Origin of the sequence: uncultured Devosia sp., assembly GCF_964244875.1 — a bacterium.
In the GTDB taxonomy this organism is placed as follows: Bacteria; Pseudomonadota; Alphaproteobacteria; order Rhizobiales; family Devosiaceae; genus Devosia.
On the sequence record NZ_CAXTKA010000009.1, the window covers coordinates 78,693 to 103,609 of the forward strand.

22 protein-coding genes and 1 tRNA gene are annotated in these 24,917 nt (G+C 63.6%); 9 read left to right on the forward strand and 14 right to left on the reverse strand.

Annotated elements, in window-relative coordinates; genetic code table 11:
• Nucleotides 1–10 precede the first annotated feature (10 nt).
• Nucleotides 11–1,309 carry an alkaline phosphatase family protein gene (locus tag ACFE8X_RS11915; RefSeq protein WP_375451696.1) on the reverse strand — a complete coding sequence of 433 codons (1,299 nt, stop codon included), beginning with the start codon at nucleotides 1,307–1,309 and terminating at the stop codon, nucleotides 11–13.
• On the reverse strand, nucleotides 1,306–2,544 hold the full coding sequence (gene phnA, locus ACFE8X_RS11920) for a phosphonoacetate hydrolase (protein ID WP_375451697.1): 1,239 nt from the start codon (nucleotides 2,542–2,544) through the stop codon (nucleotides 1,306–1,308). Before phnA ends, ACFE8X_RS11915 begins: the two co-directional genes overlap by 4 nt.
• Nucleotides 2,545–2,662: 118 nt before the next feature.
• On the opposite strand from phnA, the gene ACFE8X_RS11925 reads away from it, so the two are divergent.
• A complete protein-coding gene (locus tag ACFE8X_RS11925; protein WP_375451698.1) occupies nucleotides 2,663–3,601 on the forward strand; it encodes a LysR substrate-binding domain-containing protein in 939 nt (312 codons plus the stop codon).
• A 54-nt stretch (nucleotides 3,602–3,655) separates the two neighbouring features.
• On the opposite strand, the gene ACFE8X_RS11930 is transcribed toward ACFE8X_RS11925, so the two are convergent.
• The 8 genes from ACFE8X_RS11930 to ACFE8X_RS11965 form a co-directional block, all read right to left on the reverse strand.
• Nucleotides 3,656–4,294, reverse strand: a complete 639-nt coding sequence (locus ACFE8X_RS11930; protein ID WP_375451772.1) for a GntR family transcriptional regulator — start codon at nucleotides 4,292–4,294, stop codon at nucleotides 3,656–3,658.
• Nucleotides 4,295–4,342: 48 nt separating this feature from the next.
• Nucleotides 4,343–4,720, reverse strand: coding sequence for an oxalurate catabolism protein HpxZ (gene hpxZ, locus ACFE8X_RS11935; protein WP_375451699.1), 378 nt, complete (start codon nucleotides 4,718–4,720; stop codon nucleotides 4,343–4,345).
• Nucleotides 4,717–5,397, reverse strand: coding sequence for a cysteine hydrolase family protein (locus tag ACFE8X_RS11940; RefSeq protein WP_375451700.1), 681 nt, complete (start codon nucleotides 5,395–5,397; stop codon nucleotides 4,717–4,719). Before ACFE8X_RS11940 ends, hpxZ begins: the two co-directional genes overlap by 4 nt.
• On the reverse strand, nucleotides 5,397–6,935 hold the full coding sequence (locus ACFE8X_RS11945) for an ABC transporter ATP-binding protein (RefSeq protein WP_375451701.1): 1,539 nt from the start codon (nucleotides 6,933–6,935) through the stop codon (nucleotides 5,397–5,399). Before ACFE8X_RS11945 ends, ACFE8X_RS11940 begins: the two co-directional genes overlap by 1 nt.
• Complete coding sequence (locus tag ACFE8X_RS11950; protein ID WP_375451702.1) at nucleotides 6,932–7,657, reverse strand: cysteine hydrolase family protein; 726 nt, start codon at nucleotides 7,655–7,657, stop codon at nucleotides 6,932–6,934. The genes ACFE8X_RS11945 and ACFE8X_RS11950 overlap by 4 nt, the downstream gene beginning before the upstream one ends.
• A gap of 8 nt (nucleotides 7,658–7,665) precedes the next feature.
• On the reverse strand, nucleotides 7,666–8,586 hold the full coding sequence (locus ACFE8X_RS11955) for an ABC transporter permease (RefSeq protein WP_375451703.1): 921 nt from the start codon (nucleotides 8,584–8,586) through the stop codon (nucleotides 7,666–7,668).
• Nucleotides 8,583–9,692 (reverse strand): ABC transporter permease, encoded by a 1,110-nt coding sequence (locus ACFE8X_RS11960; protein ID WP_375451704.1) that lies wholly within the window; start codon nucleotides 9,690–9,692, stop codon nucleotides 8,583–8,585. The genes ACFE8X_RS11955 and ACFE8X_RS11960 overlap by 4 nt, the downstream gene beginning before the upstream one ends.
• Before the next feature lie 183 nt (nucleotides 9,693–9,875).
• Entirely contained in the window at nucleotides 9,876–10,979 is a 1,104-nt protein-coding gene (locus tag ACFE8X_RS11965; protein WP_375451705.1) for a BMP family ABC transporter substrate-binding protein, read from the reverse strand.
• Between the two features lie 291 nt (nucleotides 10,980–11,270).
• Between ACFE8X_RS11965 and ACFE8X_RS11970 the strand changes: the two genes are divergently transcribed.
• Nucleotides 11,271–11,345: transfer RNA gene (locus ACFE8X_RS11970), tRNA-Cys, on the forward strand.
• Nucleotides 11,346–11,371: 26 nt separating this feature from the next.
• Here the strand turns inward: ACFE8X_RS11970 and ACFE8X_RS11975 are convergent.
• The 3 genes from ACFE8X_RS11975 to ACFE8X_RS11985 form a co-directional block, all read right to left on the reverse strand.
• Nucleotides 11,372–12,808 carry a M81 family metallopeptidase gene (locus tag ACFE8X_RS11975; protein WP_375451706.1) on the reverse strand — a complete coding sequence of 479 codons (1,437 nt, stop codon included), beginning with the start codon at nucleotides 12,806–12,808 and terminating at the stop codon, nucleotides 11,372–11,374.
• Nucleotides 12,809–14,002: an MFS transporter gene (locus ACFE8X_RS11980; protein WP_375451707.1), complete on the reverse strand. Its 1,194-nt coding sequence runs from the start codon at nucleotides 14,000–14,002 to the stop codon at nucleotides 12,809–12,811. It lies immediately after the preceding gene.
• A gap of 123 nt (nucleotides 14,003–14,125) precedes the next feature.
• Nucleotides 14,126–14,374, reverse strand: a complete 249-nt coding sequence (locus ACFE8X_RS11985) for a hypothetical protein (RefSeq protein ID WP_375451708.1) — start codon at nucleotides 14,372–14,374, stop codon at nucleotides 14,126–14,128.
• A 93-nt stretch (nucleotides 14,375–14,467) separates the two neighbouring features.
• On the opposite strand from ACFE8X_RS11985, the gene ACFE8X_RS11990 reads away from it, so the two are divergent.
• From ACFE8X_RS11990 to ACFE8X_RS12020, 7 genes are all read left to right on the forward strand, one after another.
• Nucleotides 14,468–15,622: a Gfo/Idh/MocA family protein gene (locus tag ACFE8X_RS11990; RefSeq protein ID WP_375451709.1), complete on the forward strand. Its 1,155-nt coding sequence runs from the start codon at nucleotides 14,468–14,470 to the stop codon at nucleotides 15,620–15,622.
• A gap of 14 nt (nucleotides 15,623–15,636) precedes the next feature.
• Nucleotides 15,637–16,521, forward strand: a complete 885-nt coding sequence (locus tag ACFE8X_RS11995) for a carbohydrate ABC transporter permease (RefSeq protein ID WP_375451710.1) — start codon at nucleotides 15,637–15,639, stop codon at nucleotides 16,519–16,521.
• Nucleotides 16,522–16,628: 107 nt separating this feature from the next.
• Nucleotides 16,629–17,471, forward strand: coding sequence for a carbohydrate ABC transporter permease (locus ACFE8X_RS12000; RefSeq protein WP_375451773.1), 843 nt, complete (start codon nucleotides 16,629–16,631; stop codon nucleotides 17,469–17,471).
• A gap of 69 nt (nucleotides 17,472–17,540) precedes the next feature.
• Nucleotides 17,541–18,755 carry an extracellular solute-binding protein gene (locus ACFE8X_RS12005; RefSeq protein ID WP_375451711.1) on the forward strand — a complete coding sequence of 405 codons (1,215 nt, stop codon included), beginning with the start codon at nucleotides 17,541–17,543 and terminating at the stop codon, nucleotides 18,753–18,755.
• Nucleotides 18,756–18,936: 181 nt separating this feature from the next.
• The gene (locus ACFE8X_RS12010; protein WP_375451712.1) at nucleotides 18,937–20,013 is read left to right on the forward strand and encodes an ABC transporter ATP-binding protein; all 1,077 of its coding nucleotides are present in this window, start codon (nucleotides 18,937–18,939) and stop codon (nucleotides 20,011–20,013) included.
• 141 nt (nucleotides 20,014–20,154) lie between these two features.
• Nucleotides 20,155–21,021, forward strand: a complete 867-nt coding sequence (locus tag ACFE8X_RS12015) for a MurR/RpiR family transcriptional regulator (protein ID WP_375451713.1) — start codon at nucleotides 20,155–20,157, stop codon at nucleotides 21,019–21,021.
• A gap of 166 nt (nucleotides 21,022–21,187) precedes the next feature.
• Complete coding sequence (locus ACFE8X_RS12020) at nucleotides 21,188–23,203, forward strand: beta-N-acetylhexosaminidase (protein ID WP_375451714.1); 2,016 nt, start codon at nucleotides 21,188–21,190, stop codon at nucleotides 23,201–23,203.
• A 174-nt stretch (nucleotides 23,204–23,377) separates the two neighbouring features.
• Here the strand turns inward: ACFE8X_RS12020 and ACFE8X_RS12025 are convergent, their stop codons facing one another.
• Nucleotides 23,378–24,835 (reverse strand): M81 family metallopeptidase, encoded by a 1,458-nt coding sequence (locus ACFE8X_RS12025; protein WP_375451715.1) that lies wholly within the window; start codon nucleotides 24,833–24,835, stop codon nucleotides 23,378–23,380.
• Between the last annotated feature and the right edge of the window lie 82 nt (nucleotides 24,836–24,917).

Below are 24,917 nucleotides of genomic sequence, written 5' to 3' on the forward strand. Positions count from 1 at the left end.
TCCTGAGGGATCAGTTCTGAGGAAGGGCCAGACCGTCCATGCCGTCCCGGGGCAGGCCCAGGAAGCGCATGACCGTAGGTGAAATATCGATCAGGCGTGTGACACCGTGCTCGATCGTGCCGGGGGCGAAACCGCCCCCATTGGCGATAAGGAAGGGATGGCGCTCATAGCCGCCGAGCCCGCCATGGCTGCCATAACCCTCGGGCTTGCCCGGCTTGTCGTCGCTGACGCACAGCGTGATCTGGCCGGGTACGCCCAGCGCATTCGGCTCATTGTTGCGGGCCATAGCCAGCGCGATGGCCAAGCCGTTGCCCGGGCGCTGGCCGATCTGGATCATCTCGTCGCCGTAGAAAATCTCGGCAGCCCAGGGCTGGGCCCGCAGGAAATCGAGGATCGCGGGTATCCGGTCCCTGGCCGCATCGGCGACATAGATCAGCCCGCTGCCGCCCTGCGGCGCCACCACCACCTCGGTGCTGTCTTCGCTGTCCTTGAGCCCGGCTTCGATCAATCGCGCCGCCACGGCAACACGCTCGACGACCGTCTCCTGGCCATGGTCGGAACCGGCGAGGAACAGAATGTCCTCGCCCCCGGCGCGCAGCCGCTCCACCGTCTCCTCGACACGGCCAAAGGCTCGGTCGGCGCAGGCAATGCCATCCAGGTGCGTTTGCGAACCCAATTGGTCCGCATGCATCGCCGAGTCGGGATTGGCCAGCCACAACACCGAAAGCCGCGGCTTGCGCACGCTCAGCACGTCGTCGCAGAACCAGTCGGCCAGGGCCTCGTCGCCCGCATAATCATGGCTGACGACCGGCGCCTCATCGAGCCCCAGCACGCGACCACCCGGCCCGAACGAGCCCGCACGATGCACCACGGTGCCGAAATAGTCCGGGTCGTGGAAATAGGCCGCGCCGGGCGACACGTTGGAGGCAATCACTGCGCCCCCATAAGGCGCCAGCCGCTCCGCCATGGTCGGCACCTTGAGCGTACGGCCGAACGCATCGCGCAGCTTGCCGACAAAGGCGGGATCGCCGACATCGTGTACCCGGAACCCGTCACCATCGGGCAGGCCCATGGAATTGCCGTGCAACCCATGATTGGCCGGCCAGCACCCGGTCGCGATGGACGCGGCGCTGGCGCGGGTGGCCGAAGGGAAAATGGCCGTATGCTGGGCAAAACGGCGCGACCGCCTGGCGAAATCGGCGATGCGCGGGCAGGTGTCGTCGCGCACGAAATCGTTGCGATGGCCGTCGCAGATCATCAAGACGACCCGCTTGTTGGCCTCGGGCGCCGGCGAAAGAGGTGTGGTCACGGCGTCACTCCATTGATGGCATAGTCGAAGATGTCGAAATTCCGTAGCCCGGCCTCGGCGCGGGTCGCAAAGGCGGGGTCCAGCGGATGGGACAGGATGAAGGGCACCTGCTGCTCGGCCGTGCCGCCATGCGAGCGCAGCCGATGCCCCGCCAGCGCCGACAGGTCGTGCTCCGCCGCCGTCGCCCCCAGCGCCACGCCGGGTGCAGCGATGACGACGATGTCGCCTTCACCGTCCTCAGGCAGTTGGTACAGCGCGCAAGCCGCCGCTCCCAGCAGCGCCTGTTCCACCCCGTCCAGTCCCGCCAGATGGTCCCGCATCGAGGCCAGCCCGATTGCGTCATTGCGCCGATAGACCCGCACGAAACCACCCAGCGACGCGTGGTGGCGCACGAAGGGATCGGTGATCGGGCAGATCACGCGCGCCGCGCCCGGCCCGAACGCCCGCTCCAGTTCGTCCTGGACATAGAGCACGCGCGGGGCACCATCGGGCCCGGCCATGTCGTTCATGCCATGATCTGCGACGACGCCGACGACCGCGCCCAGTGCCAACATCCGTCCGATCCGTGCATCCACTGCGCCCATGAAGGCAATGGCTTCAGGCTCATCGGGCGCATGCTTGTGCTGCACGTAGTCGGACAGCGACAGGTAGACGATGTCGCAATGCCGACGTTCCAGCAGCGCCACGCCCGCATCGAGCACGAACAGCGACAGATCGGCCGAATACTTGTCCGGCCGCTCCCATGCCCCGATGGGGCCGATCGCCGCGATGGCCTCGTCCGGCGATTCTGCCGACAGCGCGATGCCGCTATGATGGCGCGCCAGCGCCCGCAGCAGCTTGTCCTTGGCCGTGACCACCGCGACCTGCGCGCCGCTGGCCGAAAACCGCGCGAAAATGGTTTCGGCCTGCATCTGGTGGCCGTCGAGCACCATGACTTCGCGGCCCGTCGCCCGGTCCAGATAGTAGTTGCCTGCCACCCCGGTCACGGCGGGCGGCGCACCGCAGGCGATGGCGATGTTATTGGGATTGGTGAACGTCGGCATCGCCGCCAGCGCTAGGCCATGGAACCCCTCCGCCATCATCCGCGACAGGTAGGGAATAGCCCGCGCCCGCTCGGCGGCGACCAGATAGGCCGGATCGCATCCGTCAAAGCAGATGACGACCACGGGCGCCACGGGCCAGCGATAATCGCGCCCGTTGATGTGCAGCGGTGCCGAAACTCCACGATCGTCCAAACCAAACTCCGGTCACATGATTGTCACTCGCAAAGGCCATAGTGCCGCCTTTGCGATGATCCGCTACAGTATTTTCAAGTACACAAGCGCCATTATGGCTGTGTAGCGAAATACGTAAATGGAATTTTACGACGACATATGTGAGCTGTTGGAAAGCATGTCCATAAAACTGCCACCAATGAAGTCATTGATTGCCTTTGAGAGTGTTGTTCGTCTTGGTAGTGTCACGAAGGCGGCTGAAGAACTATTTGTTACGCATGGCGCAATCAGCAAACAGATTGCCGCTCTGGAAACTTGGATTGGTCAGCCGCTGTTTCAGCACAACCGCAAGTCCATGCAGCCGACGCCGCAGGCACTTGTGCTGGCGAAGGCGACTAGTCAGTCCTGGGGCCTGATCGACGAAGCCGTGCATGGCGTGCGCGGCGACCAGGGCGCCACCGTGCTGCGGGTCCTCGCGCCATCGACCTTTGCCATGCGCTGGCTCATTCCACGGGCGTGGAGTTTTTCGGAGCGACACGAGGATATCGCCATTCAGGTCCGCCAGACCGATAGCCTGGAAACCTGGCTCGATATTGCGTTCGACGTCGCCATCCGCTCCGACCCGCTGGTGCCCTCGCATCTCACGGGCACGCAGTTTCTCCAGGATGAGCTCATTCTGGCGGTAGCGCCGCATGCGCCAGCCATGGCCAGGCTTCAATCGCCCGCCGATCTGCCAGGAGTGCAGATCTTGCGCGCCCTGACCCGACAGGGTGAACTGGAAACCTGGCTTGCCGCGGCTGGCGTCAATTCCGAAGCCCCGCGGACGAGCGCCTTTCCGCATTTCTATCTGGCGCTGGAAGCCGCATTGGCAGGGGCGGGGCCCCTGGTCTGCCCGCTCGAGACCTTGGGCGACCTGCTGGCCAAGGGAGAATTGATCGAGCCGTGGCCCCACATCCGCGTGCCCGGCCCCAGCTATGTTGCAATCTACGATTCTGGCTCGGCTCGCGCCAAATCGGCGCGCACCTTTGTCAAATGGCTGGGCGATACCAGTCGAACCTCGGTCCGGGCGCCTCTTTGATTGCCCTATGACCCGAGGCGCTTCTGCCTCTAACCAGCCCGTCTAGGTGGCCGATTACAACAGGTCGAGCGTCTGGTAGGCGTGTTCGACAATGCTGATGTGTTTGCCCATCGCCTGCTCCGCGCCGGTCCGGTCACCCTGCAAAATGGCATCCAGCACCGTGCCGTGCTCGGCATGGGACCGGCCGAGGCGGCCGAGCAGTTGGAATTGCGCGCGCCGGAATGGCTGCAATCGCTGGCGCGTCGACCGGGTAATTTCGCCTAGATAGCTGTTCTGGGCACCGTCATATATCGCCGAATGAAAGGTCTCGTTGGCATCGGCATAAGCCTGGTGATCGCCGTCGCGCACCATGCCGGCCATGATCTCGTGCAGCCGGGCCAAGGCCTGCCGTTCGGCGGCGATCATGGCAATGGCGCAAAGGCCGGCGCAAAGCGCTTCGAGATAACCCATCACCTCGAACATGCCGGCCAGCGTTGCCTCGTCCGGCTTGGCCACCTGCGCCTTGGCATGAGGCCGCTGCTGCACCAGCCCGCTTGCCCTCAACAGGCGCAGGGCTTCACGCACCGGCGTGCGCGACACGGCAAAATCGCTGGCCAGCATCGTCTCGTCCAGCTGCATACCCGGCCGCAACGTCCCGCTGATGATACGGGCCGCCAATTGCTGGCGGATATCTTCCGCCGACGTGCGGGCCATACGTTTCAACACGCTCGGCAACTTTCCTGGCGACCGTTGCTCACGCCGTTAGGATCCCTTGATCATGCTGACATGGGCGGCGGCGACACACCAGCCGGTGGCCGTGCGAACCCAGGTCTGCTGCTGCCGCCCCACCAATCCGGGTAAATCGGTTCGATGAAACAGCGTCGAGGCCGTGGCGACATCGTGGCCATAGGCGACGATTTCCAGCCCGTCCAGCACGCGCTCGAACGGCTGCTGGACCGCGCGGAACGCCCGGATCGCGTCGATACCATACTGCCACTCGCCCACGCCGAAGCGAATGGTGTCGTCGCGGTGCACGAACATGGCGTCCAGCACGGCCGCATCATTGTCGAGCAGCGCGCGCTCATAGCGATAAAAGGCCGCGCGAACTTCGGCCAGCGTGCTTGGGTCGTTGAAGATCATGCGGCAACGCTCCCGTCCGCAAGGGCACCGCGCAAGGCGGCGAGTGGGGTTACCCAGCCCACGATGCCGCCTTGCGCCACGATCATGTCGATGGCTGCGGCCTTGAACGCGGGGAAATAGCTTTCACTCGCATCCTCGATCAACAGGCACTCATAGCCCCGGTCATTGGCCTCGCGCATGGATGTCTGCACGCACACCTCGGTGGTAACGCCGGCAAACACCAGATGGCTGATCCCCCGCTGTTGCAGGCGCTCATGCATGCCGGTGGCCCAGAACATGCCCTTGCCCGGCTTGTCGATGACGATTTCGCCCGGCATCGGCGCCAGGGCATCGACGATCTGGTTGCCCGGCTCGCCCGCGATCAGGATGCGGCCCATCGCGCCGGTTTCCCCGATATGCACGCTTGGATTGCCCCGCGCAATCTTGGAGGGCGGGCAATCGGATAGATCGGGCCTATGGGCTTCGCGCGTATGGATCACCGGCCAGCCATGGCTCCTGAACAGGCCGATCAGTTCCGCGACCGTCGGAACGATCGCCTGCAGCCGGGCAACCTCGTTGCCCAGGCTGTCGCCGAACCCACCCGGCTCGATGAAATCGCGCTGCATGTCGATGACGACAAGAGCCGTGTGGGCTGGATCGAGCCAATAGGCATAGGGGCGGGCAGGGACCGGGATCATCAATGGCCCGCCATGTGCTGGCCGATTGTGTTGCGGTCGGTGTCTTCGATCCGGGCGACATAGTTGATGGTGCCGCCGCTCATCACCGCGACCCGGTCGGCCAGTTCCAGGATTTCGTCCAGGTCCTCGCTGACCAGCAGCACCGCCGCGCCGCGATTGCGCTGTTCCATGATCTGGCTGCGAATTTCCGACACCGAGGCGAAATCGAGCCCGAAACACGGATTGGCGACGATCAGCACGTCGACATCGCCCGAGAGTTCGCGCGCCAGGACCGCGCGCTGCACATTGCCGCCGGACAGAGTTTCGATCGGCGCATCGGGGGAGGTGGTCTTGATCCGGTAGCGCGCGATCAGCTCTTCGGCCTTCCGGCGCATCGGCCCCGGCGACATCCACCAGCCGAACCTGGCCACCGGCGGTTTGTCGAAGCCGCGAAAGGCGATGTTTTCCGCCACGCTCATCTTGGGTGCGGTGGCGTTCTTCAGCGGCTCCTCGGGCAGGCCGAACACCTTGAATTTGTCGAAGGCTGCGCGCCGCGGCAGAAAATTCTGCCCATGGATGCGGATCGCCCCGTCGCTGAGCGGGCGCTGCCCGGCCAGGGTTTCCACCAGCGCCGCCTGCCCATTGCCCGACACGCCGGCAATGCCAACGATTTCGCCGGCCTGCACCTTGAGGCTGACCCGCTCGATGGCATTGCCGCCGTCGGCATCCTCGGCAAACAGGCCCGCCAGTTCCAGCACCTCGCGGGTTTCATTGTGCACCCGGCGCGTCGCGCGCTCGCGCACTGGGGTATCCCCGATCATCATCTGGCTCATTTCGGCGATGCTGGCCGATTGCGCATCGCCCGACCCGGTGTAGCGGCCACGCCGCAAGACGGTGAAGCCATCGCAGAACGATTTCACCTCGCGGAATTTGTGCGAGATCATCAACACCGTGATCTGCTTGCGCGCCGCCATGTCGCCGAGCAGCCCGAGCATTTCGTCCGCCTCGCCCGGCGTCAGCACCGATGTGGGCTCGTCCAGGATCATGAAGCGCTGGTCGAGGTAGAGCAGCTTGAGGATTTCCAGCTTCTGCTTTTCCCCCGCCGACAGCGAGGACACCTGCGCATCGAGCGGCACCTTGAACGGCATCTCCTCCATGAAGCCGGCAAGCGCCGCCTTCTCCTTGCGCCAGTCGATCACCGAAGGCGCATCGGCGCGCGAAATGACGAGGTTTTCCGCGGCGGTGAGGCAGGGCACCAACGTGAACTGCTGATACACCATGCCGATGCCGTTGGCCCGCGCATCCCTGGGCGATTTGATCGACACTTCCTTGCCGTCGAGCAGGACCTGGCCCTTGTCGGCCGCGTAAAATCCCATGATGGATTTGACCAGCGTCGACTTGCCGGCGCCATTCTCGCCCAAAAGCGCATGGAACGAACCCGCCGGAATGGTGATCGACACATCGTCGAGCGCCACCAGCGGCCCGAAAATCTTGGTGATGCCGATGGCCTGCAGCGACGGTGCGCGGCCGGCCGCCAGGATCGAAGCCACGGCGTTCATGGCAGCGCCTCGATAAAGGCCGCCGACGCGGCAACCGCGCCGAACACGCCGCCTTGCATCTTGATCATGTCGATAGCCGCGAGGTGGTTTTCCACCTTGGTGGCAGCGCAGCAATCTTCGAGCAGCAGGCACTCGTAGCCGCGGTCATTGGCATCGCGCATGGTGGTGTGGACGCACACATCGGTGGTGACGCCCGTAAACACCAGGTTGCGGATGTTTTTCATGCGCAGGACCAGTTCGAAATCGGTGGCGATGAAACTGCCCTTGCCGGGCTTGTCGACAATGGCTTCGCCGGGCAGGGGCTGCAGTTCGGGGATGATGTCCCACCCCGGCTCCCCCCGCACCAGGATACGCCCGCACGGCCCCTGGTCCCCGATGCCCGCCCCGATCCGCTGCGAGCGCCAGCGTTTGTTGGCCGGCAGGTCGGACAGGTCGGGCTTGTGACCCTCGCGTGTATGGATGATCGGATAACCCTTGGCGCGCATGGCGGCCAGCACGCCTTGGATCGGCACGATGGGTGCCCGCGTCAGCGAGATGTCGTACCCCATAGTGTCCACATAGCCGCCCGGGGCGCAGAAATCGACCTGCATGTCGATGACGATCAGGGCCGTGTTGTGCGGCCCCCAATCGCCATCGAATGGCCAGGGATATGGGTCTGAACTGGCCAGCGTCGTACCGCCCGCGACCAGGGCGTCCTCTATGCGTTCATCCACGAGCGACATGGCAAGCCTCATTTGGTTATCGACAGCTCGCCCGGCACCTCGCGCGCCGCGCCCTTGGAGCGGGCCGACGCGATCATGATGAAGAGCGTGAGGATGTAGGGAGCGGCGTTGAAGAAATAATAGCCCTGCGAAATGCCCACCGATTGCAGCGACGGACCGATGGCCCCCGCCGCCCCGAACAGCAGCGCCGCCCAGATGCAGCGCACCGGGTCCCAGCGCGCGAAGATGACCAGCGCCACCGCCATCAGGCCTTGCCCGGACGATAGCCCCTGGTTCCACGATCCTGGATAATACAGTGACAGGAACGCGCCGCCGACCCCGGCCAGGAACCCGCCGGCGGCGGTGGCAAGGAACCGGACCCAGTCCACCGAAACGCCCATCGCCCTGGCGGACGCCGCGCTGTCGCCCGTCATCCGCACGATCAGGCCCCAGCGCGTATTGGCGAACGCCCAGCTCATGGCAAAGGCGACGATGATGCCGACGAACCACAGCGGATTGACCTGCAATGCCTGCGCCAGCGCCGCATTGCCGGTCCAGTCGCCGAGGTGAATGGCGTCGAGGCGCGGCGCCGAGGGCTGCACATAGGGCTTGCCGAAAAAGAAGGCGAGGCCGGTACCAAGGCTCATGATGGCGATGCCGACGGCGATGTCGTTGACCCTTGGCAGCTTGCAGATATAGCCGTGCAACCCGCCCAGGACGAGCCCCGAGCCGCCCGCCGCGAGCACGCCTATCCACGGATTGCCGGTATGGAAGCTGATGGCATAGGCGACCATGGCGCCCAGCACCAGATTGCCTTCGAGCCCCAGATTGATGCGCCCCGATTTCTCCGTCAGGCATTCGCCCAGCGCCACGAACATGAAGGGTGTCGAAACCCGGATCGCTCCGCCCAGCATGGCGATCAGCACCGTGACCAAGCCGGTGTCCATCATGTGCGCTCTCCCCTGGCTTGCGGCTGGAACAGCTTGATCCGCCCGTACAGCGTGTCGCTGGCCAAAAGCACCACGAAGATGATGCCCTGCAGCACCAGCACCGTGGCGTCGGGCATGCCCATGCGCCGCTGCACCAGCCCTCCGGCGGCCGCCAGCGCGCCGAACAGGATGGCGACCGGCACCACCATCAGCGGGTTATGTCTGGCCAGGAACGCCACCAGGATGCCGGTAAAGCCATACCCCGCCACCAGCGATGCATTGGCCTGCCCATGAATGGCGGCGACCTCGAAAAACCCGGCCAGCCCAGCGCAGCAACCGGCGATGACGCAGCACGCTACGATCAGCGGCCCCACCGGCAATCCCTGCGCCTTGGCCGCGCGAACATTGCCGCCGGTCATGCGCGCCGCAAACCCGAACGTGGTGCGCGACATCAGGATAAACAGGATGATGGCGAGCACGACGCCCGCCGCGAAGCCCCAATGCACATCGGTGCCCGGCATCGCTCCGACGCGATAGGCGTCCCCGATTGGCATGGTGGACGGCTTGTTGGCCGAAGCTGGATCGCGCAGCACGCCCTCGACAAAGAAGTTCATGATGGCGATGGCGATATAGGAGAGCAGCAGCGACGATATGGTTTCGTTGACGCCGCGATAATGGCGCAGCCAACCGGCCAGGCCGATCCAAAAGCCACCCGCAATCATGGCGGTTACGGCCATGATCAGCCATGTGATCGGCACGGCCGCGCCCCCGGTCACCAGCGGGACGGCGATCGCGGCGGCCGAAAATCCACCCAGCACCAGGGCGCCCTCGGCCCCGATCATGGTGAGCCCGATCCGGGCCGGCACCGCAAATGCCAGTGCCGTCAGGATCAGCGGAGCCGATCGCTGCAGCGATTGCTGGATGGAGAAACTGGACCCGAAGCCCCCGGTCCACACCAGCGAAAAGAAGTCGACCGGCGATTTGCCGATGACCAGCAGGAACAACGAAAACGCCAGAAACGAGCAGACCAAGGCAAAGACCGGCACGAAGATGGACTCGGCCAGCTTGAGGGTGCGCACGTTGGGGATGCGGGACACAGCGCTGATAGCAGGACTGGCAACGGTCATTGATTCCTCGCTGAACTGGCAGTCGTCACCCCTCGCCCCTTGAGGGAGAGGGGAGCTTTTCCGCGTTCAGCGGAAAAGCTGGGTGAGGGGTGCTGCGTGCCTATGCGTCGATCATGGGATGACGCAGGACCCCTCATCCGCCCCTCGGGCACCTTCCCCCTCAAGGGGAGAAGGCAGAAAGCGTCAGGTAATCGAGCCCACCACGCCCTCGAGCAGGTAGTTCATGCCGTCCAGCACCGGATCGTAATTATCCATGCTGCCCTCGATCACCACCTTGCCGGTATTGTCCTTGAGCGGGCCGACATAGATTGGCTCGCCTGCCTTGAGCCCGGCAATGGCCGCATCGGCTGCGGTAATGGCCTCGGGCGTGGCGCCCGCGCCATAGGGCGAATTTTGCAGCATGTCGTTGTGGTAGCCGCCGGCGACGAAGTTGGGCAGCGTCTCGCCCTTGGCAAGCAGGTCCGCATACATCGCATAGATCGTGGACCACTTGTATTCGGCCCCGGTGATGAAGCCCTTGGGCGCCAGCGGCGCCTGGCTGGCATTGTGCCCGCAGGTCTTGATGCCGCGCCCTTCGGCCGTTTCCACCACCACCTTGGGACCATCGACATGGCAGGTGATGACGTCGCAACCGGCATCGATCAGCGCATTGGCGGCTTCGGCCTCGCGCACCGGCATCGACCATTCGCCTGTAAAGATCACCTGGACGCTGGCATTGGGATTGGTTTTGCGCGCGCCCAGCAAAAACGAATTGATGTTGGACAGCACCGATGGGATCGGCTTGGCGGCCACGAAGCCGAGCTTGCCGGTCGGGCTCGATGCGCCCGCCGCGACACCATCCACATAGTGGCCCTGGTTGAGATAGCAGAAATACGAGCCGGCATTGACCGGATCGCCTTCCTTCCATAGCGGCGCGGCGTGGCGAAATTGAACGTCGGGATACTTCTTGGCCAATTCCACCACGAACGGGCTGTAATAGCCGAACGAGGTCGCCAGGATCAGATTGGCGCCGTCCAGGTTGATCATCGACTCCATCGATTGGCTGACGGCATCGGTTTCGGGAACGTTTTCTTCCTCGATGACAGTCACGCCCGGCACGGTCTTGAGAATTTCCATGGCCGTGGCATGCGCCTGGTTCCAGCCGAAATCATCGCGGGGTCCCACATAGACCGCGCCGAGCACGATGGGCGTCTGCGCCCGAACCAGCCCCATCGGTAATGCAGCACTTGCCAGCGCAACGCTGCCCGCCTTGAGTATCGAGCGACGCGTTAGATTGATCTGCCCCATTCATTTGCTCCCTGCACGTCCGCCGTCCCGCGGATGTACAGAGTGGTGCAAGCAGCATGCCAGTTTCGACTGGTGCGAAATCTGTGGTGTTTACAAAAGGTTAAACAAAAGTGCCCGGAGGCTCGGGTTATCACAGTCGCCTAAATTAAAGACATGACGCGTTTATGTGATTAAATAACAGCCATTCAACAACGAATTGCATACAACACAGTGATAACCTGCCCCGAATGGTCCCATTGCAGTTTGCGCAGTAGTCCACCTTTAACGTTTGCCTGCCAGTGTGCGCGCCATGGCCTCGTGGCGGAGTGTTACGCGGGGGATTGCAACTCCTCATACCCTTGGTTCAAGTCCAGGGCGAGGCCTCCAGCCCCCAGCCGCTTTGGGCAAGCCCTTCAGTCCCGCGCCTTCGCCGATGCGATCACCCTCGGCGACCAACTGAAATCCTTGTCGAACGGGTAGGTGGGCCCGGTTTTGTGCTTGCGTTCCAGCCGCTCGACGAACTGGTCCACCACGCCCTCCGACAGCGCCATGAGGCTCGGATTGGCCAGCGGCCCCAGCTCCGGCGACAGATAACCCGATTTGACCACGAGGATCTTCGCCCCCTTCGGATCAAGCCCGAGCCGGGTAAAATCCGCAATGTTGTGAAAGGGCCGCCGTCTTGCCGTCACCACCAGGTCCACGCCCCCGATGCGCAGCACCGCCTCGCGCCATCTGGGCTCCGGCACATCGAGCAGCACCATGACCTCGGCTGTCACCAGCACCGGCGCGCTCGATGGATCGAGGCTGCCCCCGATACCGGTCGTAATCGTGCCGCCCACGCCGGCCGCGTAAGCCGCTTCGGTCGCCGCCGCATCGGCAATCCCCGCAAACACCACGCCTTGCGCGCCCTTGGCGAGCAGCACGCCCAATACCTCGGCCCGGTCGCCCACGCCGCCGCCGGTGGGATTGTCTCCCGATTCCGCGATCACCGCAGGGCCCGTCTCGGCAGCCATGGCCCAATCCACGCATTCAGCGATGCTGCCGGTCTTGGCCCCGAACACAAATTGTCTTCGAATGTCCCAATATCCCTGCGCCAGCGCTGTGGCCGCCGCCTCCATCGCCACGCGATCCGTGCCCGTCACCACCGCGCAGGCGGTGGCGCGCGGCTCGTCGGCCCACACATAGCCCACCTGGAATGACACATCCCAGATGCCGCTTGGCTCTTCGATCTGGTGCATGCCGCTATAAAAGGTGCGCGCCGGTTCGTCTTGCGTACTGGTCCGCTCCCCCGGCAGCAGCACCGGCACCGGCGCCCACATCAGCACCGGCCGCTCGCCGGTCCGCAGCGCCCGCACCAGCATGCTCACCGCCCGGCGCATCGTGTCGGCCACATCTATATGCGGCGCCGTCCGATAGGTGGAGAAGATGTCGATGCTGTCCACGATGCTCTGGCTGATATTGCCATGCAAATCATAGCTCGCCGCAATCACCACATCCGGCCCGACCGCGCCGCGCACCGCCGCAATGAAGTCGCCCTCGGCATCGAACAACCCCTCGACAAACATCGCCCCATGCATGGCGAGGTACACCCCGTCCAGCGGCCCCGCCGCCAGCAGGCCATCGAGGATTTCGCTCTTCCAGCGCTCATAGATCGCACGCTCCACCGGCCCTCCGGCTATCGCCTTGGCATGCAGCACGCCGATGAACTCGGCCGGAAAATGCGTCAGGAAGTCGAAATACCCGTCCTTCAGCAGGCCCGGCCCGCGCAACACGCGAAAATCGGCTTCCCGTGCCAGCACCGGATTATAGGTGCTGCATTCGGTATGCAGGCCCGCCACCGCAATACGCATTCAATACACTCCCGCAATATCCGCTTCGCCGTCGCCCACGCTCCGGGCGGCGTTGCGTGTCCGCAATTGCCCGGTCAGCACGAGGCTGATCGCCAGCACCGGCAGCAGCGCCGCCAGCCCGACCCGCATCTGCACATGCTCGGCGATAAAACCGATGATCGGCGGCCCGACCAGAAAACCCAGCAGCGCCATGAACGACAGGATGGCCACATTGGCCGAACTCGACCGGTCGGTTAGGCTTGCCGCCGCCGTCACCGCCAGGGGAAATCCCACCGAGACGCCCAGCCCGATCGTGGCAAACCCTAAAAGGGCGATCCGGCTATTGGCGGCAAACAACAGCATCGTCACCCCAGCCAATCCCAATAGCCCCGCGCCCCGCGCCAGCGCTACGGCGCCGAACCTGGCCTTGAGCCGGTCGCCCCCGAATCGTCCCGCCGCCACCATCATCGCAAACACCGAATAGCCCAGCCCCGCGGCCCCGCCATCGGCGCCGAACACGTCGCGCAGGAACACAGCCGACCAGTCCGCCATCGCCCCTTCGGTCATGGTAATGCCGAACACGAAAAAGCAGATCCCCAGCAGCGCCCAGCTCGGCAGGCTCCAAGCCGAGCGCTTGCCCGCTGCGCGATGGGGCATCTCCGTCGCCACAGCAGGCAGCAGTCCCGCCGCCACCAGCGCGATCGGCAGCACGATGAACGCCACCAGCGCAATGGCCCAATGGGCCTCCAGCCCAAGCGCCGCCAGTGCCGAGCCGATCAGGCTGCCGGTCATGATCCCCAGCGACCAGCACCCATGCGATGTGCTCATGATCAGCGTGCCGGTGGATTTTTCCACCGCATCGGCCTGCACGTTCAACCCCAGTTCCACAAAGGAGATCGATCCGCCCGCCAGCATCAGGCCAACGAACAGCACCCATGGCACCGTCGCCAATGCGGGCAGGCTGACCGCCAGCGTGTACAGCAGAAAGCCGATGAAAATCGTCCGCCGCGGCCCGATCCTGCCGGCGATCGGCCCGGCGAACGGCAGCGTCAGCAAGGTGCCGCAGGGCAATCCGAGCAAGGCCCAGGCCAGCCCCGCCGGTCCCAATCCCAGCCCCTCCTGCACGTCCGGTATCCGCGGCAGCCAGCTGCCAAAGGCGATCGGCTGCAGGAAGAACACCAGCATCGTCAGGCGTTGCACCGAAAAAAACGACATCGTTCAGGCCTTCAAACTCGTCTCGTAACGGGGTGGTCGCCGGACCTCAACACCTGACTATCTCGCCATTGACCGCCGCCTGGCGTTCAATGCCGCCAAGGCACAACCAACGCACACCTGATGTTAGCTATCGTATACCCGTCGCGTTTCATGTTCAAAATTTTCATCATTGACGCTATCGTTGAACACCAGTCGACAATCCACATGGATACCAATTCGAGCATGATCCACGGCTACCCGCCGGTTGTCCACATCCAAATGTGCAGATGACCGCCAAAAACCGCCCAGTTTTTCGGCGCTTTGCGCAAAATCGCGGCGTTTTCCGGGGTGGCTTAAATTGGTATTGAAGTCGCCGTGTTTTCGTGTTGACATGACTGTCTCGACGATCCTAATCTTGAAAATTGTTTACAAAATTCCTGACCATTTCGGTTAAGAAAATGGCGGGTCAACAGGGTTCGGGCATTCATGCGGGTTGGCATTATCGGCCTCGGCTATCGTCTGGGTTATCTGGCGCGGGTCTTTTCCGTCGCCCGGCAAGACTTCGCCGTCGTTGCCTATGTCGATGACGCGCCCGCCGGCCTCGACTACGCCAGGGAACATGGCGTTGCGGTAGGCCAGCGCTACGACACGCTGGAGGCTATGCTCGATGCCGAGCAGCTCGACCTGCTGATGGTCGGCTCGCCCAATCACCTGCATCTGGAGCATATCCGCCTCGGCCTCGAACGCGGCCTCAGGATTTTCACCGAAAAGCCGGTGGTCACCACCGCCGACGACACCATGGCGCTGGCCGAATTGATCGCTCGCCACGGCTCCGATAATCTGATGGTCGGCCTGGTTTTGCGCTATGCGCCGCTCTATGTCGATTTGCGCCAGGCCCAGGCCGAAGGCCATCTGGGCGATATTACCTCCATCGAGGCGTCCGAGCACATTCCGCCCTATCACGGCGCCTTCTTCATGCGTGACTGGCGGCGCTATGAAAAATATTCGGGCAGCTTCATGCTCGAGAAGTGCTGCCACGATCTCGATCTTTACAACGGCGTCATGGGCTGCCGCCCCCGCTACGTGTCCAGCTTTGGCGGCCGCCGCACCTTCATTCCCAAGAACGCGCCCGCCGCCACCGGCATCAATGACATGGAAGTCTACCACCGTAAGCCAAGCGGCTGGATGGGCAGCGACAAGGTCTTCGATAATGACGGCGACATCATCGATTTCCAGACCGCCATGGTGCAATACGAAAACGGCGCCGCGCTGACCTTCCACACCAATCTCAACGTCCCCGACGATTTCCGCCGCTTCGCGGTTATGGGCGCCAAGGGCATGGCCGAAGGCGATTTCATCCGCAATTTCCTGCGCGTCACCGATAGCCGGACGTCCGATCGCCTGGTCGACAAGACCTATCGCAGCACCGGCCTCAGCCAGCACTACGGCGCGGACGAACAAATGGCCGAGGATATCCTCAAGCACCTGCTCGAAGGCGCGCCGCTGCCGGTTTCGGTGGTCGACGCGCTCGAGGCGGGCCTTCTGGCCCTCACCATGGACCAGGCCATGCGCACCCGATCGGTGATCGACATGGCCCCGCTCTGGCAGCAGTTCGACGCTGCCCTGGGCCGAGCCAGCTAGAGGAGGACCCGCATTTGACCAGCACCCGCAACGCCTCCCTTTTCGCCCTCGCTCTGCTGGCTCCGGCCCTCCTCTACATTATCGGCATCGTCGCCTATCCGCTCGTCGATACGGTCAATCTCAGCTTCACCAATGCGGCTTTGCGCCCCACCTACAACTTCGTCGGCTGGGCCAATTACGAAAAGATCTTCAAGAACAATTTCAGCGAAGTCATCATCCGCACCTTCGTCTGGACCTTCTTTTCTGTCTCCATCAAGATGATCATCGGCACCTTCGGCGCCGTGTTGCTCAATGCCGCCGTGCCCGGCCGCGCCCTGTTCCGCATTCTCACCATGCCGCCCTGGGTCGTGCCCATGGCCATCGGCATCTTCATGTGGGGGTGGATGTACAACGGCCAGTTCGGCATGATCTCCGGCCTGTTGCAGAATTTCGGCATCACCGATGGCCCCATCGCCTGGCTCGCCTATGGCAATACCGCCTTCTGGGCCACGATTGTGACCGACGTCTGGATCGGCGTACCGCTGGTCACCATCTACCTGCTGGCCTCGATGCAATCCATTCCGCGCGACCTCTACGAAGCCGCCTGGACCGACGGGGCAGGGCGCTTCTACCGCTTCCGCCGCATCACGCTGCCCATGATCATTCCCGCGCTGGTGACCATGTCGCTGCTGTCGCTGATCGCGACCTTCAACTCCTTCGACATCATCTGGATCCTGACGCGCGGCGGCCCCTCTGGCTCCACCACCACTATGATCATCGACACCTACAAGACCGCCATCGGCTCCTACAAATATGGCGAAGGCGCCGCCCGCGCGGTGATGATCTGCATCTTCCTGTCCCTGTTCTGCCTGGCTTACTTCCGCGTCGTCGGAAAGATCAACACGGGAGAAAAGGCATGACTGACCAGCCCCTCAACATCGCCGCGCAAAAAATCGCTCATCCCGCCGATGATCTGCCCGTCGTCCCCGTGCTCGTCAAAGCCAGGCCCGCCAAGGCCGTCCGGGCCATGATCGATCGCTACCATTGGTACGAATACCTGGCGATTTACGCCGGCATCGCGCTCTTCCTGTTCTTCGTGCTGGCGCCCTTCATCGAAGGCTTCATGGTTTCCCTCAAGCCTCTGTCGCGCCTGTTTTCCTCGCCCTACAGTTTCTGGCCGCAGGACGGCTCGCTCACCGCCTATTTCACCATGTGGGAGAGCGTGCCCGGTTTCTGGCGCTACATCGTCAATTCGCTGTTCCTGTCCACCGTCATCACCATCGTCGTGCTGCTGATGGTCGTGCCCGCCGCCTATGCCTTCGCCCGTTTCCCGTTCAGAGGCCGCGGCGTCATGCTGGCCGGGTTCCTCGCGGTCAACATGTTCTCGGGCGCCGTGCTGCTCATCCCGCTCTATCGCCTGATGCGCTCGCTGGGCGTGCTCAACACCTACTTCGCCATGATCGTGCCGGGGGTGGCATTCCTCATCCCCTCGGCCATCTGGCTTTTGCGCACCTATATGATGCGCATTCCGCGCGAACTGGACGAAGCCGCCTGGGTCGATGGCGCCAGCCGCCTCTATACCCTGCGCCGCGTCATCCTGCCGATCGCCATGCCCGGCATTTCGGTGGTCGCCATCACCACTTTTATTGGAGCCTATGCGCAGCAGTTCATCTTCGCGCTGACCTTCAACTCCAAGACCGAGTTCATGCCGCTTCCCATTGGCCTGTTTGCCTATTTCGGCCGCCAGGAAGTAGTGTGGAACGAGCTCATGGCCGCCAGCTTCGTTGGCATCAGCCCGGTGCTCATTCTGATCGTCTTTTTACAGCGTTATCTCGTCGCCGGCCTCACCGCCGGTGCCGTCAAGACATGACGGGCGGTCAAGGCCGCTCTGCACAGGGACTCGCCCTTCGGGGGCCAGTAAGCAAGGGAAGGTACAAACATGAAAAACACTAGGATTCTTGGCGGCGCGATACTCGCACTGCTGGCATCGACGGCCTATGCCGCCGCGCAGGACAAGACGATTGCCTTCGTGGAATGCGGCGACACGCTCAGCCCCATCCATGTGTCCACCATCGAAGCGTGGGAAGCCGCCAATCCCGGTTTCGACGTTCAGCCCGAAGTGGTCGGCTGGGGTCAGTGCCAGGATAAGGTGACCACGCTCGCCGTCGCCGGCACGCCCGTGGGTCTCGCCTATATCGGTTCGCGCGCGCTCAAGCAGCTCGCGTCCAACGACCTCATCGTCGAAATGCCGATGACCGAGGAAGAAAAGGCGTCCTATTACCCCTACGTCGCCGATACCGTGACGTTCGATGGCACCCAATGGGGTCGTCCAGTCGCGTTCTCGACCAAGGCGCTCTATTGGAACAAGGACCTGTTCACCGCCGCGGGCCTCGATCCCGAAAAGCCGCCGACCACCTTTGCCGAAGAGATCGAATACGCCAAGACCATCTCCGAAAAGACCGATGCCGCCGGCTACGGCCTTGTCGCCAAGACCTTCGACAACACCATGCACCAGTTCCTCCACTGGGTTTATTCCAATGACGGCCTGGTCATCGATGCCGACGACAACATCGTGCTCGACAGCCCGCAGAACCTGGAAGCCCTCACCGCGATCAAGGACATTGTTCCCTTTTCCGAAGAAGGGCCGACCGCCTACGAACAAAACGAAGTGCGCGCCATCTTCCTCGATGGCAAGCTGGGCATGATCCAGGCGGCCTCGGGCGCCCTGAACCTGCTCAAGGACTCGCCCTTCAAGTGGGGCGTCACCACGCTGCCCCAGGGCCCGTCTGCCAAGGGTCCCGGCACGCTGCTGATCACTGACTCCATGGCCGTGTTCAAGGGCACCGGCGTCGAGGATCAGGCCAAGGATTTGGCCATTTTCCTGACCAACGCCGATAACCAGACCGCCTATGAAGCCGAGCAGGGCCTGACCCCGCTACGTCCGGGTGCCGCCGCCGATGCCATCGTCGCCGCCGATCCCAACTGGAAGCCGTTCTTCGACGGTATCGCCTATGGTGGCCCCGAGCCGCTGCTGACCGACTATCTCGGCCTGCAGAACGTCATGATCGAAATGGTGCAGTCCGTCGTCACCGGCGCCGCCGAGCCTCAGGCCGCCCTCACCAAGGCCGCCGCCGATCTCGAGCAGTACAAGTAAGCCTCCTGTTCACCTCGCCCCTGAGGGGAGAGGTCGACCCGTAGGGTCGGGTGAGGGGTCCAGCGCTGCGGTCCTTGCCGCGAGAGCAAACCCCTCACCCTAAACCTGTCCCCTCAGGGCGAGGGGACGACCGCCCCGCCTGGAAAGGGCGGAGCAGAATTCTCAAGTTTACGGAGACACCATGTCCGAACTCAGCCTCAGGCACCTCGAAAAATCCTTCGGCGATACCCAGATCATCAAGGGCATCGATCTTGAAGTGCTCCACGGCGAATTCGTGGTCTTTGTCGGCCCTTCCGGCTGCGGCAAGTCGACTTTGCTGCGCATGATTGCCGGGCTCGAGGACGTTTCCAGCGGCGAGATCGTCATCGCCGGCAAGACCGTCAACGACCTGCCCCCCGTCAAGCGCGGCATCGCCATGGTGTTCCAGAGTTACGCCCTCTATCCGCATATGACCGTATTCGAGAACATCGCCTTCCCGCTGCGTGTCGAAAAGCTGCCCAACGACCAGGTCAAGGAGCGCGTCGCCCGCGCCGCCAAGGTGCTGCAGCTCGATGCCCGCCTCGAACAGCGCCCCGGCACCCTCAGCGGCGGTCAGCGCCAGCGCGTCGCTATCGGCCGCGCCATCGTCCGCCAGCCCGAGATATTCCTGTTCGACGAACCCCTGTCCAACCTCGACGCCGCGCTCCGCTCCGAAATGCGCATCGAGCTGATGGAGCTGCACAAAAAGCTCGGCTCCACCATGATCTACGTCACCCACGACCAGGTCGAGGCCATGACCATGGCCGACAAGATCGTGGTGATGAATGCCGGCCTGATCGAGCAGATCGGCTCCCCGCTCGAGCTCTACCACAAGCCCGACAACAAGTTCGTCGCCGGCTTCATCGGCAGCCCCAAGATGAACTTCATCGCCGGCACCTGCACCGCCTCCGATGGCACCAACGCCACCATCGACCTTGGCCCGCTGGGCACCGTCACCCTGCCACGCGCCACCAAGCGCATTGCCGGCGAAACCCTGACTCTGGGCATTCGTCCCGAACATCTCGTGCTGGGCCAGAGCGACTTCACCCTCACCATCACCCCCAAGATCGTCGAGCATCTCGGCATTCATACTGTGCTCTATGCCGACCTGCCGAGCGGCGAAATCTTCGTCGCCCTGTTCGAGGGCGATCCCAAGATCGAGGAAGGCAAACCCGTCGACATCGGCTTCAAGCTCTCCTCCGCACACCTGTTCGATGGCCAAGGCCTGGCGGTCTACTGATTGGATTGCCCCAAGTGGAACACAGCGTCCGTGCGTATCGGCACGGTGCTGTGGCTCTATCGTCCTCTGAGGGGCGAGGTGATCCGGGTGACCACTCCGCCAACCGCTCCCGAACACGATGTACCAGCGGAGATCACAAAAATGCTCGACATCGTCGGTGTCCTCCAGTCCGAAAAAAGCGAGTTCACGCGCTCCGAGCGCGTCCTGACCGACATCATCCTGCTAGATATTGAATCCGTGCTCAAAATGTCCATTGTCGATCTCGCTGCCCAGGCCGAGGTGTCCCCGCCCACGGTGACCCGCTTCTGCCGCCGGCTCGGCTGCGACAGCTATGCCGATTTCAAGGTCCGCCTGGCCCAAAGCCGCTTTGTCGGGCAGCGTTATGTCGTGCCCGCCAGCGGCCCGCAAAGCGTGCGTGAAATCGCCCAGGGCGTCGTCAACACCATCCAGTCCACGCTCTATGACACCTTCGATCACCTCGATTTCGATGCCATCGAACGCGCCGCCGAAACCATCATCAAGTCCAGCTTCGTCGTCTCCTTCGGCTCGGGCGGCTCGTCCTCGATGGTCGCCACCGAAATGGAAACGCGGCTGTTCCGCCTCGGGCTCAAGATCGCGTCGTGCATCGATCATCAGGCCCAGATGATGCGCGCCGCCAGCGCCCCTTCCGGCACCGCCATCATCGCCTTTTCCCTCAGCGGCAACAATCTGCCCTTGGTCAAGGCCCTGGCCGTCGCCGGCGAATACGGCCTGCCGCGCATCGTCATGACCCGCTCCAGTTCTCCCCTCTCCGCCCAGGCCGATATCCTGCTCCCCATCGATCGCGCCGAAAATGCCGACATCTTCCAGCCCACCACCGGCCGCTATGCCTTCTTGTCCATGCTCGACATCCTGTCCCAAACCATTGCCACCCGCCTCGGCCCCACCGCCGTCGCCAGCATGCGCCGCATCAAGCACCAACTCGTCGTCAACCGCGATGGCGACGACAGCCAGCCGCTGGGGGACTGATGCGAAACCCAGTCACGCCCTCGTGGTTCGAGGCTCGCTACGCTCCCGCCTCACCATGAGGCCTACTGGAGCACCGCCTGTACAGTAGCCCTCATGGTGAGGTGCGAGTTCTTCACGAGCCTCGAACCACGAGGGCGTGCCAACAGGTTCACAAAGAGTATCATTCATGACCACCCCCACCCTCTCTCTCGCCACCATCTGGACCCCGGCCACGGACACCCAGCCGCTTTCCTATGTCATCGAGCTGACCAATAACGGCGCCGCCCCGATCGCCAATTTCAAGCTCGGCCTGAGCGGCCCCGCGCGCATCGATCCGCATGCGCAGGTCGAGGGCGGCACGCTCGAAAAACGCCTCTCCAATCACGCCCTGTTCGCCCCGCCCGCCGGCTACGTCCTGGCGCCCGGCCAAACCTGGAGCGTCACCGCCCGCGGCCTGTCCTATGGCCTGCGCCACTGGAGCGACGGCGCCAATGCGTCCTATGTCACCCTGGCCGATGGCACGATCCTGCCCGTCATCACCGCGCCCACCCGGTCCACCGCCGGCAACGCCCCCCTGCTCAAGGGTGCCGCGCGCTTCCCGGTCCCGGCCCAGACGCCGGTCTCGGTCTCGATCATTCCCTGGCCGAAAAACGTCTCCGTCACCGGTGCCCGCGCCGTGCCCCAGGGCCTCGAGCTGCGTCCGCAAGGCGATGACGCCACCAAGGCCGCCGCCGCATTTGCCAAGCTGGTCGATGACCTGTTTCCTGTCGAAGCCCTGGTTCGTCCCGCGTCCGAAGGCGGCATGCCGGTTGTCCTGCAACCCAAACCCGGTCTCGGCGCCGAGGCCTACGACATCGCCTTCGCCGAGGACGCCGTCACCATCTCCGCCACCACCCGCGTCGGCTTCCTCTACGGCCTCATCACCACCGGCCAGATCCTGCGCGGCGCCAGGCAACATCCTCACACGCTGGTCTTCCCCTCCGGCGGCACCATCACCGACGAGCCGGGCCTGGTCTGGCGCGGCACCCATCTCGATGTCGCCCGCCAGTTCTATACCGGCGCCGAAGTCAGTCGCCTGCTCAAGCTGATCGCCTGGAACAAGATGAACCGCTTCCACTGGCATCTCAGCGAGGACGAGGGCTGGCGCCTCGAGATCGACGCCTATCCGCAGCTCACCGAAATCGGCGCCTGGCGCGGCCACGGCAAGGCCCTGCCGCCCATGCTCGGCAGCGGCCCCCACCCAACCGGCGGCTATTATTCCAAGCCGGTGATCCGCGAAATCGTCGCTTTGGCCGAAACCCTCGGCATCCAGGTCGTCCCCGAAATCGACATCCCCGGCCACTGCTACGCCCTGCTGCAATCGCTGCCGCACCTGCGCGATCCCAAGGAGGTCGGCGAATACCAGTCCGTCCAGGGCTTCCCCAACAACTGCCTCAACCCCGCGATGGAGGAGACCTATACCTTCCTCGAAACCGTCATCGACGAGGTTCTCGAGCTGTTCCCCGGCAACATCTTCCACCTCGGCGCCGATGAGGTGCCGCTCGCGGCCTGGTCAGGCTCGCCCCTGGCGCTCGACCTCCTGGAACAGCTCGCCGGCCCCGAAATGCGCAGCAAGCACGAGGCCCAGCTCAACCAGCTCGGCAATCACGGCGGCGCCGACGAAATCGAGGATTCCCCCACCGCGATCCTGCAGGCCCACTTCATCAGGCGCGTCCACGCCATCATCGCATCCAGGGGCGCCATCACCGGCGGCTGGGAAGAAGCCGCCCATGGCGAGGCCGTGGACAAATCGAACAGCTACCTCGTCGGCTGGCGCAACGTCGAAATCAACGCCGCCCTCGCCGCCCAGGGCTATGACATCGTCGTCTCCCCCGGCCAGCGCTACTATCTCGACATGGCCAACGGTCTATCCTGGTCCGAGCCCGGCGCCGGCTGGGCCGGCTGGTCGGGCCCCGAGGAAACCTACACTTTCGAAGCCCGCGACGGCATGACGCCCGACGCCCTCAAGCACCTGCTTGGCGTCCAGTCCTGCATCTGGTCCGAACCCATGACCGACCGCGCCATCTTCGACCGCCTCGTCTTCCCCCGCATCTCCGCCATCGCCGAAGCCGGCTGGACGGCACCCGAGCGCAAATCCTGGACGCGGTTCTCGGCTTTTGCGGGCATGATGCCGATCATGTATGGCCATTGGGCAGCGGAGTAGGGGGCCAGCGCTCACCGACCTCGTGGTTCAAGGCTCGCACCTCACCATGAGGTCTCATAAAATGCGCGGCGCTCCTGTTCTTGACAATGGGTAGGAGCGCCCCGCCTTTTCAGTAGCCCTCATGGTGAGGTGCGAGCCCTTCGCGAGCCTCGAACCACGAGGGCGTGGCACAAGTTACCCCCACGGATCCTCCACCATCGGCCAGATCGTTCGCCGCGCCTTGCGATAATCCGTCGTCGCCGGCGTATTGGGATACGGCCGCCCCGCCGAGCAATACACGATCTCGCTCGCGATCTTTGAGAACGAGTCATAAAAATGGTTCGTCGACTTGATCAGCAGGATTTTCCGCGACTCTGGATCGATCCCCATCGCCGAAAACAGGCTGGGATCAAAACTCTGCGCCCGCGTTGAATTGAGGATCACATCGATCCCGTCAAAACTCACCCACGCCGCGTCCCCGAACGGGGCAAGGCTTTCCCCAAACCGCATCTGCGCATCAGCCACCAGCTTGCGCACCGCCACCCGCCTGTCGATCGGATCACCCGTCTCCGGCGCCGATTTTGCCCCGAACCGCAGCGCAATTTCCGCGCCTTCCCCGGCTGCAAAACAGATCTGCACCGCGATCGGGTCCCAGATGGTCCCCACCGCCACATCACGCGCGCCCCGCGCGATCAACGCCGCCAGGATCACCGTCGCGTCCCCCGCCGTGCCCCCGCCTGGATTGTCCCACACATCGGCGATCACCACCGGTCCGGCCGGTGCCACCATCGCCTGCTCCACCGCCGCGACCTCGTCGATCTGCTTGACCATGAACGTGCCGCGCATCGCGAACAATTCGCGCCCGAGCTGTTCGGCCAGCGCGTCGCCAAGATCGGCGCGATCATTGGTCACCACCAGCATCCGCGTGCCCAGTTCCGGCACATCTGCCGCCATGAACCCGTGAATGACCGAAAGGGACAATATCTGCGGATTTGCGGCTTCCAACGTTAGCAATCTGTCAACGAATCCGCGCATCGGCTGCTTGCTTGTGGGAAACACGTCGATCATCCGGCAGTCGAAGACGCTCATCACCGGTTTGATCTCGCCCCGCAGCGCGCGCACCGCGATTGCCCACAAATCGCGCGCCCGGTCAACGAAATCGGTATGCGGAAATTCCTTGAACACCACAAAGAAATCCGCCGCCGCTACCCGCTTCTCCGTCAGATGAGAATGCGGGTCAAGCTCGGCGCACACCAACACATCCGGGCCCACTATCCCCCTGATAAGAGTAAGAAAATCACCCTCCGGATCGTCATAGCCCTGCGCCACCATCGCCCCGTGCAGCCCCAGCACGACGCCATTCACCGGCATGGCCGCCCGCAATTGCCCCAGGATTTCGTCCCGCAAGTCCTCATAGGTCTGCCGATTGATCAGCCCGGCCGGATCGGCCCAGCACGCCGTCCCCTCGATCAGCTCCCACCCCTGCGCCGCGCAAACCTCCCGCCCCACCGTGATCGGCGCCGTGCACAAGGTCGGCGTCGCCGGATGCTCCCCCGGCCGCGCATAAAGCGAGGCTTCGAACGCCCGCTTGTCGATACTGATAGGAGAAAACGTATTGGTTTCCGTGGCCAGGGCGGCGGTAAAAATGCGCAACGGACAACTCGCAAATCAAAGGAAGGGAAGGCTCGGCGATCGCACGCTAGCACAGGCAAACCAGGCCGATCACGTAAGGAAT

Bases quoted from the DNA above. Each gene is read 5' to 3' on its own strand.
- ACFE8X_RS11990 (WP_375451709.1), top strand. From the start codon at position 14,468: ATGCGGGTTGGCATTATCGGCCTCGGCTATCGTCTGGGTTATCTGGCG.
- ACFE8X_RS11950 (WP_375451702.1), bottom strand. From the start codon at position 7,657: ATGTCGCTCGTGGATGAACGCATAGAGGACGCCCTGGTCGCGGGCGGT.
- ACFE8X_RS11985 (WP_375451708.1), bottom strand. From the start codon at position 14,374: ATGTCAACACGAAAACACGGCGACTTCAATACCAATTTAAGCCACCCC.
- ACFE8X_RS11980 (WP_375451707.1), bottom strand. From the start codon at position 14,002: ATGTCGTTTTTTTCGGTGCAACGCCTGACGATGCTGGTGTTCTTCCTG.
- ACFE8X_RS12010 (WP_375451712.1), top strand. From the start codon at position 18,937: ATGTCCGAACTCAGCCTCAGGCACCTCGAAAAATCCTTCGGCGATACC.
- ACFE8X_RS11940 (WP_375451700.1), bottom strand. From the start codon at position 5,397: ATGATCCCGGTCCCTGCCCGCCCCTATGCCTATTGGCTCGATCCAGCC.
- ACFE8X_RS11930 (WP_375451772.1), bottom strand. From the start codon at position 4,294: ATGGCCCGCACGTCGGCGGAAGATATCCGCCAGCAATTGGCGGCCCGT.
- ACFE8X_RS11955 (WP_375451703.1), bottom strand. From the start codon at position 8,586: ATGATGGACACCGGCTTGGTCACGGTGCTGATCGCCATGCTGGGCGGA.
- ACFE8X_RS12005 (WP_375451711.1), top strand. From the start codon at position 17,541: ATGAAAAACACTAGGATTCTTGGCGGCGCGATACTCGCACTGCTGGCA.
- ACFE8X_RS11975 (WP_375451706.1), bottom strand. From the start codon at position 12,808: ATGCGTATTGCGGTGGCGGGCCTGCATACCGAATGCAGCACCTATAAT.
- ACFE8X_RS11945 (WP_375451701.1), bottom strand. From the start codon at position 6,935: ATGAACGCCGTGGCTTCGATCCTGGCGGCCGGCCGCGCACCGTCGCTG.
- ACFE8X_RS11960 (WP_375451704.1), bottom strand. From the start codon at position 9,692: ATGACCGTTGCCAGTCCTGCTATCAGCGCTGTGTCCCGCATCCCCAAC.
- ACFE8X_RS12000 (WP_375451773.1), top strand. From the start codon at position 16,629: ATGATCGATCGCTACCATTGGTACGAATACCTGGCGATTTACGCCGGC.
- ACFE8X_RS11965 (WP_375451705.1), bottom strand. From the start codon at position 10,979: ATGGGGCAGATCAATCTAACGCGTCGCTCGATACTCAAGGCGGGCAGC.
- hpxZ (WP_375451699.1), bottom strand. From the start codon at position 4,720: ATGATCTTCAACGACCCAAGCACGCTGGCCGAAGTTCGCGCGGCCTTT.
- ACFE8X_RS11925 (WP_375451698.1), top strand. From the start codon at position 2,663: ATGGAATTTTACGACGACATATGTGAGCTGTTGGAAAGCATGTCCATA.
- ACFE8X_RS12020 (WP_375451714.1), top strand. From the start codon at position 21,188: ATGACCACCCCCACCCTCTCTCTCGCCACCATCTGGACCCCGGCCACG.
- ACFE8X_RS12015 (WP_375451713.1), top strand. From the start codon at position 20,155: ATGCTCGACATCGTCGGTGTCCTCCAGTCCGAAAAAAGCGAGTTCACG.